Origin of the sequence: Mycobacterium paraense, assembly GCF_002101815.1 — a bacterium.
Taxonomy (GTDB): Bacteria; Actinomycetota; Actinomycetes; order Mycobacteriales; family Mycobacteriaceae; genus Mycobacterium; species Mycobacterium paraense.
The window spans coordinates 24,467-36,677 of the sequence record NZ_LQPM01000015.1 but is presented as its reverse complement, the minus strand read 5'-3'; the positions used below and the strand labels follow the sequence as shown (position 1 = coordinate 36,677).

Genomic DNA, 12,211 nt, shown 5'->3' with positions numbered 1-12,211 from the left:
AGACAAGCCACACCCCACCCGGGGGTTCTCCTCACATCAAGCCGACACGCCTGCTACCAACGTCCTGACCGAGTACATCTAGCGCCTAATGTGCGCCCAGGGTTTTGCGTGTGAATCCTGGGCCGCGACACGCCGATGAGCTTCGCCCCAGGCGCACAGTCGAAGCCGGGAATTCACACTCGATGCGTCCCGGACTCAGACGGGGCCGGCCAGCCACTCCATCGCCGCGGCGCCGACCGCCAGCGCGACCTGCGCCACGCAACCGATGATCGGGACGAAAAAGGCGGTACGGCGCTTCGCGAGCAGGTAGACGGCGACGGCCAGGTCGGCGATCAGGACGGCGACGCCGACCCACACCCCCAGCATCATGGCGCGGTCGATCCAGGCGGGATCGCCGCAGCGCACCGAGCCGCACGGGTCGGTGACCATGACGAACAGGCCCAGCAGCACCACCGTCGCCCCCAGCAGGGCGCCGTGGACGATGAGCAGGACGATGGTCGCGGCGACGTCGGCCGGGCGGCGCGTGGTCATGCCGGCGCGAAGCTGTAGACCTGGCCGTCGCTGGTGGTGGCGACCACCCGGCGATCGTTGCCGACCGCCACGCCGACGGGGTAGCCGGTAGCCGCCGGCAGCGGATAGCCGGCCACGGTGTGACCGTTGGTGGGGTCGAAGACCAGCACCGACATGCCCGGTGCGCCGTCGGCGGCCGGACCGCCGACCACCGCATAGCCCACACCGCCGCCCGCCAGGCTCGACGACGACAGCGGCGTCACGTCGTCGCGGCGCCAGGCCGCGTCGGCGTGATCCCCGGCGTCCTTGAACGCCGCGAGCCGCGTGTCCGGGCCGCCGCCCGACACGATCAGCCCCTGCGGGGTGACCGCGGGCGGCGTCTGAGCCAAAAAGCCCAGCGGCGCCGACCACTTCACCTTCCCGTCGGCGGCGTGCAACGCCCACAGCCGTTGGTCGCGGCCGTTGACGTAGACGGTCGACCCGTCGGCGGACAGCACCGGGCTGGCGATGACGCCCGCGCCCACGGCGTCGCTGGTCCATTCCCGGCTCAACAGCGGGGACTGGCCCGCGTGGTACTTCAGCCCGACCAGCCCCGCCGCCGGAGCGCCCGGCTGCCAGACGCCCAGCACGACGATCCCGTTGCCCGCCGAGTAGGCCGGGGCGCCCGCGACCGGGCAGCCCGGGCGCGCCGGGGCGCAATCGGCCAACCCGCGGGCGGCGTCCGTCGGGTCGACGCCGTCCACCAGATCGAGCGGGCTGCCGACCACCTCACCGCGGTGGGAGTCGAAGACCAGCACCTGCCCCAGATGCGTCGCGACGAGCAACTGGCTGTGCCCGAGAAACCTTGGGGTGGTGGGCATTCCGATCACCGGCTGCCGCCACCGCGTCCACTGGGTCACCGGGAACGACAGGAAGGCCCCCGGTTGGCCGACGTAGAGGTTGTCGAAGCCGTCGAACAAGGGGCCGGCGAACCCCCCGCCCTGGGCGAGCCGGACGCACCAGCGCTGGCGGCCGTTGTCGTCGTTCTGCCATTCCATCAGCGAACACCCGGCGGAGGTCTGGGCGTTGAGGGCGAGATAGCCGCGCGCGCTCAGCGCGGGCCCGGCGGCCAGGCTGCCCTTGACCGATCGCGTCCACTGCAGCGACAGCTTGGTCGCGCCGCCGGTCGCGGTGTAGCTGCTGTTGGCGGCGTCGCCGTATTGCGCGGGCCAGCCCTGCGCGGGCGAGGCGTCGACCCACGAGTCGGTGTTGCCGCAGCCGCCGAGCCCGATGGGGAGCGCGGCCGCCAGCGCCGCACACGACCAACGCCGAAGCCCACGCAGGAGATGTCGGGCAAGCACCTCGGGTTTCCAACTCCTTCTCGGCGAGCGGCAGCGATCGAGTACAGGTGAGGGTAACCCGTGGCGGCTCCGATAGGCTTTTCGGCCATGACGAGCATGTGGAATGCTCCGCTTCACCGCCGCTGGCGTGGATCGAACCTGCGGGACCCTCGCCAGGCCAAGTTCCTCACGCTGGCCTCGCTGAAGTGGGTGCTGGCCAACCGCGCCTACACCCCGTGGTACCTGGTGCGGTACTGGCGGCTGCTGAAGTTCAAGCTGGCCAACCCGCACATCATCACCCGGGGGATGGTGTTCTTGGGCAAGGGCGTCGAGATCCACGCGACGCCCGAACTGTCCGAGCTGGAGATCGGCCGCTGGGTGCACATCGGGGACAAGAACACCATCCGCGCGCACGAGGGCTCGCTGCGGTTCGGCGACAAGGTGGTGCTGGGCCGCGACAACGTCATCAACACCTATCTCGACATCGAGCTCGGCGACTCGGTGTTGATGGCGGACTGGTGCTACGTCTGCGATTTCGACCACCGCATGGACGACATCAACCTGCCGATCAAGGACCAGGGCATCGTCAAGTCGCCGGTCCGGATCGGACCCGACACCTGGGTGGGGGTCAAGGTGACGATCCTGCGCGGCACGTCCATCGGGCGCGGCTGCGTGCTCGGGTCGCACGCGGTGGTCCGCGGCGTCATCCCCGACTACTCGATCGCGGTCGGCGCCCCGGCCAAGGTGGTCAAGAACCGGCAGCTGTCGTGGGAGAGCTCGGCGGCGCAGCGCGCCGAACTCGCGGCCGCCCTGGCCGACATCGAACGCAAGAAGGCGGCCCGCTAGCCCGCTTCACGCGGCGTGGTCGTCGACCTTGTAGTCGAAGCTGACATCGCCGGCGTCGACGCTGGTGACGGTCACCGAGATGCCGTACTTCTCGCCGGAGTCGGACAATTCGCACCGCAGCGTGGCGCCCACGACGCCCTTCAGGTTGTCCGGGCACGTCACCGAGTCGGGCTTGCGGCCCACCTGCTGGGTCAGCTTCTTGCTGAGGATGCCGGCCACCTGGTTCTTGTCGACGGTCTCCACCATGTCGAACTTGACGTCGTTGCCGTTGACGCTGGTGACCGTCACGTTCACGTTGAAGGTCTGGTCCTTGACCTTCATCGTGCAGTTCAGCTGCGCCCCGACCTTGGCGGCCAGGTCGTCCGGGCACGTCACCGACTCGGGCTTGTTGCCGGCCGCGTCGGTCATCTTCGCGGTGATCTGGCCCGCGACGTCGCTCTTGCTCACGGCCTGCTTCGACGTGACCGAGCACGAACAGGCGCCGACGCCGGCCATCAGCGCCGTGGCGCCACCCGCAACCAACAACGTCCGGACGATCGAGCGAGCCATGGCGCCTCCCGAGGGCGAGTCGACAACTGTGAGTCGGCTGATAATTGCATGCCAACTAGCTTCGGGTAGCGGAAATCGCTCAGATGCTCTGGTAGCGGCGCAGCGCCTCGGCGCGCTCGGCGCCATGGTCGACGATCGGCGCCGGGTATCCCTGCGGCCGTTCCCCTTTGCGCAGGTGCGCGTCGTTGGCCGAGCGCAACTCGGGCACCCAGCGCCGGATGTAATCGCCCGCCGGATCGAACCGCTCGCCCTGCCCGATCGGGTTGAAGACCCGGAAATACGGCGCGGCGTCGGTACCGGAGCCGGCGCACCACTGCCAGCCGTGCTGGTTGTTGGCCATGTCGCCGTCGACGAGCTGATCCAAAAACCATGCGGCGCCCCACTGCCACGGCAGGTGAAGGTCCTTGACCAGAAACGACGCGACGATCATGCGCACCCGGTTGTGCACGAAGCCGGTTTCGCGAAGCTGACGCATCCCGGCGTCGACGAACGGAAATCCGGTCTGGCCCGCCTTCCAGGCCGCGAAGCGGCGCTCGGCATCCGGGCCCGTGTCGGTGCGGATGCCGTCGAACTGGCTGTTCCAGTTGTGCCAGGCGCTGGCCGGCCAGTGGTGCAGGACGTCGGCGTAGAAATCGCGAAAGGCCAACTCCCGCAAGAAGGCTTGCGCGCCCGCGCCGCGCAGGTCGAGGTCGGCGGCCAGCGTGCGGGGATGGATGGACCCGAACTTCAGGTGCGCCGACATCCTGCTGGTGCCCGCCAGGTCGGGCCGGTCCCGGTCGTGGGAGTAGCGGGCTAATCCGTTGTCCACGAACGCCTTCCACTGCTTGCGCGCCGCCGCCTCACCGGCGGCCACGTCGAGCGCCGCGCCGGGATCGGGTATCTCGCAGGGTTCGATCCGCAGCCTCGACGGGTCGAGCCAGCGCGCGGCGGCGGCGCCCGACTTCGCCGGCGCCCGCCAGCCGACGTCGCGCCACTCGTGCAGGAACGGGGTGAACACCCGGTAGGGGGAGCCGTCCTTTTTCACCACGCGCCCGGGCGAGACCAGGTACGGCGAGCCCGTCGCCACCAACGGCACGGAATCCAGTGCCGCGCGGACCTTTTCGTCGCGGCGCACCCCGTACGGCGCGAAATCCTCCGAGACGTGCACCGCCGAGGCGGCGATCTCCTCGGCGAGGCGCGGGATCTGCGTCTCGGGCCGCCCGCGCGTCACCAGCAGCCGGCCGTCCAGGTCGTCGCGCAGCCGGCGCAGCGAATCACCCAGGAATTGCAGCCGGCGCCGGCCCGACGACGCCTCCAGCCGCGGATCGACGACGAAGCAGGCGAGCACTTCCCCGTCGCCTCGGGCGGCCGCGGCCAGGGCGGGATGATCCTGTAACCGCAGATCGCGGCGAAACCACAACAGCGTCGGCATGATTCAGCGGTTGAGCCGCCACACATGGGTGGCCAGGGCGGTGGCAAAGGCACACCACACCGGGTAGGGGGAGAGCGCCGCCCCTGCCCGCCGGTCGGCCCGCGCGGCGCGGCGCGCGAGGTCGGCACTGCTCGCCGTCAGCGCCGCGGCGCCCAGCGCGGCGGCGCCGAGCTGGTGATACCGGAAGAACAGCCAGCTCCATCCGGCGTTCAACGCGAGATTCACACCCAGCGCCGCGGCGTAGCGGCGCGCCTCGTCGTCTCGCCCGGTGGCGCGGAACCGGTCGAGGGCCACCGCGGACGTCGCCGCGATGTCGGCGTAGAGGGTGGTCCACACCAGGGGGAACGCGGCGCCGGGCGGCTGGTACGGCGGCTTGCGAAGCCGCGAGTACCAGGCGGGCACCCGCATCGGGTTGGCGATGCTGCCGGCGCCGGCGGCCGTCGCGACGGCGACGGTGGTTGCGGCGAGGGTCGAGGGTTTCACGGTCGGCTTCCTTCCGGTCGGGTCGGGTCGGCGGGCCACCAGATGCGGTCCCCGACAAGGGCGAACAGCGGAGCCCGGCTCGCCGCCGCGTTCCCGCCGACGACCACCATGAGGCCAATACCCAGCAGCACCGCCGGCAATCCGGGCAGCCACGACCGCCGGCCCGTCACGGCAGCGGCGACAGCGTCCCAGATCACGACACCAAGCATTTCAGTCGCTTAACCATTAATCAAGTTAACAATCCCCGGCTTGGCGCGGTATGCTGCGATTCTGATGGAAGCCACCACCGAACGGGTGCGGCTCGAGGCCCTGATCGCAGCCGACGCGCGCGCCCTCACCGCCGAATCCGACCAGTTGGGGCGCGTCTTCGCCGCGGTGCATCGGTTGGGTCCCAGCGACTTTCGCGCCCTGCTGCACATCCTGGTGGCCGAAACGGCGGGCGCCCCGCTGACCTCGGGGGAGTTGCGCCAGCGAATGGGTTTGTCCGCGGCGGCGATCACCTACCTCGTCGAGCGGATGATTAACTCCGGCCACATCCGGCGCGACACCCACGCCGAGGATCGCCGAAAGGTCATCCTGCGCTACTCGGATCCCGGGCTGGACACCGCCCGCTCGTTCTTCAACCCGCTGGGGATGCACACCCGCGCCGCGCTCGACGAGCTGTCCGACGCCGATTTGGCCGCGGCGCACCGGGTCTTCACCGCCCTCATCGCCGCGATGCGCCACTTCCAGAGTGAATTGGGTTCGGCCGACTGAACGTCCGGCGGTGCCATCTCGCCAGCGGCTGCGGCGCCCACCAGTTCAGGCCGCCCAGCACATGCATGAAGGCGGGCACCAGCAGCATCCGCACCAGCGTGGCGTCCACCAACACCGCGACGGTCAGGCCCAATCCGAACATGCGCATGAACGACACCCCGGCCGAGATCAGCGCAGCGAACGAGATCGACATCAGCAGCGCCGCGGCGGTGATCACCCTGCCGGTGCGGGCAAGCCCCAGGGCGATGCTTTCGTCGTTGGCCGCGCGGGTCCGGGGGGAATCCAGCCAATACTCGCGTATCCGGGCCAGCAGGAACACCTCGTAATCCATCGACAGCCCGAACGCGATGCAGAACATCAGAACCGGGACGTTCACCGCCAGCGTGCCGGTCGACGTGGTGCCCACCGCGCCGAGGTGGCCGTCCTGGAAGAGCCACACCAGGGCGCCGAACACCGCGGTCAGCGACAGCACGTTGAGCGCTACCGCCTTGATCGGAAGGAGCATGCTGCCGGTGAGGAGGAAGAGCAGCACCACGGTCACGACCGCGATGAAACCGAACACGAAGGGCAGCCGCGACGTAATGCCGTTCACGCAATCACGATTCGTCTGCGCCATCCCGGTGAACAGCGCCGCCTGACCGCCCGGCGGTGCGATCCCGTGCAGGCGGGCCAATTGGACCTCGGACGCTCGGCTGTAGAGGGGGGCGCTGCTCTCGATGGTCAGGTAGGCGCCGCCGGCCGCCATTTCGCCGGCGCCCGAGGGCGGCCCGGCGCGCTGGCCCGCGACGAAGGTCCCGGTGGGCGTCGACACCGCCGCGACGTCGGCCACGAGGGACAACCGCGTGGCGTAGTCATCCAGCTCCGCGGTGCCGACGCCGGGCGCGTCGGGCAGGACGACCCTGGTCTCGGATGTGGTGCGGAATTCGCCGCGGATCCGGTCGCTGACGGCCCGCGCGGACGCCGACGCCGGCAGCACCCGGTCGTCGGGATAGCCCCATCGCACACCGAGGAACGGTGCGCCCAGCGCGAGCAGAAAAGCGGTGAGCGCCAAGCCAACCGGAATCGCGTGCCGCATCACCAGCCTCGCCGTCCGGTACCAGAAGCTGCGTTGCAACGTCGGCTGCGGCGGTGCCGGGCGGCCGAGCGGCGGACGGCCCAGTTTGCGAATGTCGAGCGCGTCGAGGCGGTCTCCGATCAACACGAGCGCGGCCGGGGCCACCACCACCGCCGCCACGGCGGCGAATGCGACCACTGCCGTCCCGGCATAGGCGAAGGACTTGAGGAAGTACATCGGGAACAGCGCCGTCGCGGCCAGCGCGAGGGCGACCGTGACCGCCGAAAACAGCACGGTGCGGCCGGCGGTCGTCACGGTCTTCGCCAGCGCCTCGTCGCGGCCGGACCCCGCGGCCACTTCGTCGCGGTATCGGCTGACGATCAGCAAGGTGTAGTCGACGGCCAGGGCGAATCCCAGCGCCACCGTCACGTTGAGGGCGAAGATCGACACGTTGGTGATCAGCGCGATCGCGCGCAACACCGCGAGCGAACCCAGGATCGCGACCCCACCGACGGCCACGGGCAGCGCCGCCGCCAGCAGCCCGCCGAAGACCCACACCAGCGCAAGGAAACTCAGCGGTATCGCGATGAGTTCCATTCGCAGGAGGTCACTTTGGGTCTGCTGGTTCACTTGTTCGTAGACCAGCGCCGAGCCGCCCGCTTGTACCGCGACCCCCTGATGGTCGTGGGCGAACCGTTCCGCCAGCGTCCGGGCGTGCTTGGGCGCGCTGTTTTCGTCGCCCTGGAGCGCGACGAGGATCATCGCGGTCTTGCCGTCGGCGCTGAACGCTGCGGGGGAAGGGGGCGCGCCCCAGGGCGATGTCACGTGCGACACGAAGGGGGACTGGGAAAGCTGCCGGGCGATGTCCGTGCCGACGGCTCGGGCGGGCCCGTCGTGGGCGCCGGTTGCCGAACTGACCAACAGCACCAGGTCCATGTCACCCTGGCCGAACTTTTCGGCGAGCGTCGCGGCGGCGCGGGCCGATTCGGAGGCCGGGTCGAGGAATCCGCCGGGCGAGAGGGTGCTCGCGGCGGGTATGCCGAACACGGCGGCAAGGATCACGAACAGGACCGTGCTTGCGACGATCCGTCGTGGCGCGGTGACGGCGACTCGGGCCAATCGCGCTAGCATGCACAACCCTCTGCAGTGTCCGCGGCCGCGATGGCCGAGCCCGGCAGCGCTGTGGGCCGCCCGCGCGCCACCCCGAGCATAGTTTAAGTATCTTAACCATTCAAGTACTTAACTAAATCTCGGATTTCCGCTAGGCTGACGGTTGCCCGGCGACGGCCTGGGTACCACCTAACGACACAGCGAAGGAACGAGGTGGCGATGTGTTCGGGTTGATGGGAGCTGCGTTGGGGCAGGTCATCGACGCGGCGGGCTCGGTGGTCGGTTACCGGCACGGCACCAAGGAGCCGGACTACAGCGCCGAGAAGCTGAGCCGCGACGTCGAACTCCGCCGCTACGGCGCCCGGGTCGCCGCTGAGACGACCGTCACCGCCGGCGAGGAGTCCGCCCGCAACACCGGCTTTCGCCGTCTTGCCCGCTACATCTTCGGCGGCAACCGCGTGCACGAGAAGATCGCGATGACCGCGCCGGTGGCGCAGGAGGCGGCGGGGGACCGCCGGTGGGTGATCCGGTTCTTCATGCCCGCCGACAAGACGCTGGACTCGCTGCCCGAACCGGATGACGGTGACGTCAGGCTGGTGGCCGTGCCGCCCGAGACGATTGCGGTACACCGGTTCACGGGTAGCCGCAGCCGCCGCGCGATTGCCGCGCACACCGCCGAGCTGATGACCACCTTGCGCGAGACCGGTTTCGAGGCCGTCGATACGCCGGAGGCCTGGTTCTACGATCCGCCGTGGACGGTTCCGGCCCTGCGCCGCAACGAGATTGCCGTGCCGGTGGCGCCGGTCCCATGACCCTGCGCGCGTCAACGTTCATCCCCAGCGCCGTGGCGGTGGCCGCAACGGCAACGGTGGGCGGCCTGGCGACCCGGCCGTCCAGTCAGTCGGCGTGGTACCGGCAACTGCGCAAACCCGCCTATCAGCCCCCGCGCTCGGCGTTTCCTGTCGTCTGGCCGGTGTTGTATGCCGATATCGCGGCGGTGTCGGCGGCCACCTTCGACCGGCTCCGCGACGCCGGCAACGCGCCGGCGGCCCGCTCCTACCTGCGGGCGCTGGCGGCCAATCTGCTGCTGAATGCCAGCTGGTCGTGGGTGTTCTTCAACCGGCGCCACCTGGCGGCAGCGGTCGCGGTGAACGCCGCGCTGACCGCGAGCAGCGCCGACCTGGCCCGGCGCGCCATCGCCGTCCGCGGTGGGCGAGCCGCGTGGCTGTGGCTCTATCCCGCCTGGTGCGCCTTCGCGTTCGTGCTGTCCACCCACATCTGGCTACTGAACCGCCGGCGCGGGACCGACGCGCCATGACGGCCGATCGCGGCGAGATGAGCAGGCGCAAGCGCCGCCACATCGACGTGTGCCTCGACGGCGAGGTGGAGTACCGCGGCCTGACCACCGGCCTGGAACGTTATGCCCTGCCCTACAACGCCCTGACCCAGACCAGCCTGGACGACATCGACCTGGGCACCGAGTTCCTCGGCGCGCGGTTGCGGGCGCCCGTTCTGATCGGCGCCATGACCGGCGGGGCGGAGCTGTCGGGCACCATCAACCGAAATCTGGCCGGCGCGGCGCAACGGCTCGGCATCGGCATGATGCTCGGCTCGCAGCGGGTGATGCTCGACAGCGCGCTGGGGGAGCGGGCCGCCGCCAGCTTCGCCGTGCGCGACGTGGCGCCCGACGTGCTGCTGTTCGGCAACATCGGCCTGTCCCAGCTGACCAAGGACGCGGTGCCGGACATCATTCGGGCGCTCGACCGGGTGGGGGCGAATGCGCTTGCGGTGCACACGAACCCGCTCCAGGAGGCCGTCCAGCACCACGGCGACACCGACTTCGCCGGGTCGCTGGACAGGTTGCACGACCTGGCCGGCGCGCTGGGGTACCCGGTGCTGCTCAAGGAGGTCGGGCACGGGATCGGCGCCGCCGCGATCGGCGAATTGCTGCGCTGGTCCGGTGAGCCGCCGGTGGCGGCCATCGACGTGGCCGGCGCCGGCGGAACCTCGTGGTCGCGCGTCGAGCAATTGGTCCGCTACGGCGAACTGCGCTACCCCGACCTGGCCGACTGGGGCATCCCGACCGCGCAGGCGATCGGGGAGGTGCGCGCGGCGCTGCCGGACATCCCGCTGGTCGCCTCGGGTGGGATCCGGACCGGGATGGACGCGGCCAAGGCGCTGGCCCTGGGCGCCGACGTGGTGGCCGTCGCCCGGCCGTTGTTGCCGGCGGCGATCGAGTCGGCCGAGGCCGCGACGGCCTGGCTGCAGCGATTCGTCGACGAGCTCCGCATCTGCCTGCACGGGTGCGGGGCGGCCGACCTGGGGGCCCTGCGAGACGTTGGCGTGACGCCCATTTCGTAAGAGCGAGGGCGCATGGCTGTGATTCTGGCTTACGGGTCGCCCGCGCTGGGCCACCTGTTTCCCCTGGGCGCGTTGCTGGCCGAGCTGCGCGGGCGCGGCCACCAGGTTCACCTGCGCACCCTGGCCGGCGGGGTGCCCGCCATGCGCGCGGCGGGTGTCCACACCGAGGCGGTCGACCCGCGGATCGAGGCCGTCACCGGCCGGGATTGGCTGGCGCCCAACGCGTTAGGGGTGCTCAAGACGACGATCGACGTGTTGTGCCGGCGGGCGGTGATCGAGGTCGACGACCTGCGCGGCGCGCTGGCGGGGGTTCGGCCCGACGCGGTGATCGTCGACGCCAACTGCTGGGGCGCGATGTCGGCCGCCGAGGCCAGCGGTGTTCCCTGGCTGGTCTTTTCGCCGTTCACGCCCTACCTGAGGTCGCGGGCCGCGCCGCCCTTCGGCCCCGGGCTGCGGCCGCTGCCCGGCCCGATCGGGACCGTCCGCGACGCGTCGATGCGGCCGTTCGTCGGCTGGCTCTTCGATCGCCGGATCGTGCCGCGGATCAATGCCCTGCGTGCGGGACTGGAGGTGCCGCCCGTGACGTCGGTGGACGGGCTGATGCGCCGTGCCCCGCTGCTGCTGGCGGTCGGCGGCGAGCCCTTCGAATACCCGCATCCCGATTGGCGCGACGTGCATTTCGTCGGGGCGTGCGAATTCGAGCCGGGGCCCGCGAGTGTGCCGGATTGGCTCGCCGCGATCGACCGGCCGATCGTGTTGGTCGGCACGTCTTCCCTCGCGCAGGCCGACGCGAACCTGGGCCGAATCGCCCTGCAGGCGTTGGCCGATGAGCCCGTCCACGTCGTCGCGACCTTCCCGGCGGGGGTGCCGGCGGGGCTGCCGCGGAACCCCAACGCCACGGTGTGCCGGTTTGTCAGCCACGGTGCGGTGCTCGACCGTGCGATCTGTGCCGTCACCCACGGCGGGATGGGTACCACCGTCAAGGCGCTGGACCGCGGCGTCCCGGTGTGCGCGGTGCCCTTCGCCCGCGATCAGGCCGAGGTCGCGCGCCGCGTGCAGGTGGCCCGCTGCGGCACCCGCCTGCCGGCGAGGCGGCTGACCGCCGCGCGCCTGCGCGCCGCGGTGCGCGAGGCGATCACCATGGCCGACGGCGCCCGCCGGGTGGCCGCCGGATTCGCCGCGACCGGCGGGGTGGCCCGCGGTGCCGACCTGGTCGAGGAGCGCCTACCGCGAAGATTCGAGCTCATCCTCGAACGATGACATCGCCGCGATCATCGCCGAGAAAACCCGATGAGCGGCGAGAAGGTCCTTGTCGCTCAAATCCGCCATCGCCTTGCTGAGATGGATGCCGAGCGGCCTGAAGAAGGCGTGCGCCAACGTCATTCCGCTTTCCTCGTAGCGCAGCAGCCACTTCCGGCGGTCGTCGGGATCCGGTTCGCGCCGAATGTGGCCTGCTTCGATCATCCGATCGACGAGGTAGGTGATCGCCGCCGGCGACACGTCCATGCGCTGGCGCAGTTGGGCCAGGGTCAACGGCTTTCCCGCCGTTTCGCTGACCATGATGTGCAAAAGGGCGTGGAAATCGCTGCTGCCGACCTCGTTCGTGCGCGCGAAGTGGCGGCCGATGCGGTCCGATTGCGCAGTGATCGCCCGCATGTCGGCCGACAGCTGCCTCTCCAGCTCGGCCCGGGCGGGCGGTGGTTCCGGTGCGCGGCGCTTGCTCATCAGACCCCACAGCGTATCCGTGCGCTCATCCGGGACCTAGCGCGCCTGCCGCGCGTCCGGATCATCAGTCACTTCCGCCGCGTTGGC

General features: G+C 70.5%; 14 protein-coding genes. 6 read left to right on the top strand and 8 right to left on the bottom strand.

Features of this window, described 5'->3' with window-relative positions:
• Window positions 1-195: 195 nt before the first annotated feature.
• The gene (locus AWB89_RS15270; RefSeq protein WP_085174781.1) at window positions 196-531 is read right to left on the bottom strand and encodes a hypothetical protein; all 336 of its coding nucleotides are present in this window, start codon (window positions 529-531) and stop codon (window positions 196-198) included.
• Entirely contained in the window at window positions 528-1,850 is a 1,323-nt protein-coding gene (locus AWB89_RS15265) for an outer membrane protein assembly factor BamB family protein (RefSeq protein ID WP_085174779.1), read from the bottom strand. Before AWB89_RS15265 ends, AWB89_RS15270 begins: the two co-directional genes overlap by 4 nt.
• Window positions 1,851-1,937: 87 nt before the next feature.
• On the opposite strand from AWB89_RS15265, the gene AWB89_RS15260 reads away from it, so the two are divergent.
• The gene (locus AWB89_RS15260) at window positions 1,938-2,675 is read left to right on the top strand and encodes an acyltransferase (protein WP_077099016.1); all 738 of its coding nucleotides are present in this window, start codon (window positions 1,938-1,940) and stop codon (window positions 2,673-2,675) included.
• 6 nt (window positions 2,676-2,681) lie between these two features.
• Here the strand turns inward: AWB89_RS15260 and AWB89_RS15255 are convergent, their stop codons facing one another.
• The 4 genes from AWB89_RS15255 to AWB89_RS15240 form a co-directional block, all read right to left on the bottom strand.
• Window positions 2,682-3,224, bottom strand: coding sequence for an anti-apoptotic protein (locus AWB89_RS15255; protein WP_085174777.1), 543 nt, complete (start codon window positions 3,222-3,224; stop codon window positions 2,682-2,684).
• A 79-nt stretch (window positions 3,225-3,303) separates the two neighbouring features.
• Window positions 3,304-4,635: a cryptochrome/photolyase family protein gene (locus tag AWB89_RS15250; protein ID WP_085174775.1), complete on the bottom strand. Its 1,332-nt coding sequence runs from the start codon at window positions 4,633-4,635 to the stop codon at window positions 3,304-3,306.
• A 3-nt stretch (window positions 4,636-4,638) separates the two neighbouring features.
• Window positions 4,639-5,118 (bottom strand): TspO/MBR family protein, encoded by a 480-nt coding sequence (locus tag AWB89_RS15245; RefSeq protein WP_085093789.1) that lies wholly within the window; start codon window positions 5,116-5,118, stop codon window positions 4,639-4,641.
• A complete protein-coding gene (locus AWB89_RS15240; RefSeq protein WP_085093791.1) occupies window positions 5,115-5,327 on the bottom strand; it encodes a hypothetical protein in 213 nt (70 codons plus the stop codon). Before AWB89_RS15240 ends, AWB89_RS15245 begins: the two co-directional genes overlap by 4 nt.
• A gap of 64 nt (window positions 5,328-5,391) precedes the next feature.
• On the opposite strand from AWB89_RS15240, the gene AWB89_RS15235 reads away from it, so the two are divergent.
• Window positions 5,392-5,874, top strand: a complete 483-nt coding sequence (locus AWB89_RS15235) for a MarR family winged helix-turn-helix transcriptional regulator (RefSeq protein WP_085174773.1) — start codon at window positions 5,392-5,394, stop codon at window positions 5,872-5,874.
• Here the strand turns inward: AWB89_RS15235 and AWB89_RS15230 are convergent.
• On the bottom strand, window positions 5,825-8,059 hold the full coding sequence (locus AWB89_RS15230) for an MMPL family transporter (protein ID WP_085174771.1): 2,235 nt from the start codon (window positions 8,057-8,059) through the stop codon (window positions 5,825-5,827). The two genes, AWB89_RS15235 and AWB89_RS15230, sit on opposite strands and share 50 nt — an antisense overlap.
• A 212-nt stretch (window positions 8,060-8,271) precedes the next feature.
• On the opposite strand from AWB89_RS15230, the gene AWB89_RS15225 reads away from it, so the two are divergent.
• From AWB89_RS15225 to AWB89_RS15210, 4 genes are read left to right on the top strand one after another with little or no spacing between them, the layout of a single operon-like run.
• Window positions 8,272-8,850: an SOUL family heme-binding protein gene (locus AWB89_RS15225; protein WP_085093883.1), complete on the top strand. Its 579-nt coding sequence runs from the start codon at window positions 8,272-8,274 to the stop codon at window positions 8,848-8,850.
• Between the two features lie 2 nt (window positions 8,851-8,852).
• On the top strand, window positions 8,853-9,356 hold the full coding sequence (locus AWB89_RS15220) for a TspO/MBR family protein (protein ID WP_085093885.1): 504 nt from the start codon (window positions 8,853-8,855) through the stop codon (window positions 9,354-9,356).
• On the top strand, window positions 9,353-10,399 hold the full coding sequence (gene fni / locus AWB89_RS15215) for a type 2 isopentenyl-diphosphate Delta-isomerase (protein ID WP_085174769.1): 1,047 nt from the start codon (window positions 9,353-9,355) through the stop codon (window positions 10,397-10,399). The genes AWB89_RS15220 and fni overlap by 4 nt, the downstream gene beginning before the upstream one ends.
• Window positions 10,400-10,411: 12 nt before the next feature.
• Window positions 10,412-11,659 (top strand): glycosyltransferase, encoded by a 1,248-nt coding sequence (locus AWB89_RS15210; RefSeq protein WP_085174767.1) that lies wholly within the window; start codon window positions 10,412-10,414, stop codon window positions 11,657-11,659.
• Here AWB89_RS15210 and AWB89_RS15205 read toward each other — a convergent pair.
• Entirely contained in the window at window positions 11,624-12,124 is a 501-nt protein-coding gene (locus AWB89_RS15205; protein WP_085093801.1) for a MarR family winged helix-turn-helix transcriptional regulator, read from the bottom strand. The two genes, AWB89_RS15210 and AWB89_RS15205, sit on opposite strands and share 36 nt — an antisense overlap.
• Window positions 12,125-12,211: the final 87 nt, after the last annotated feature.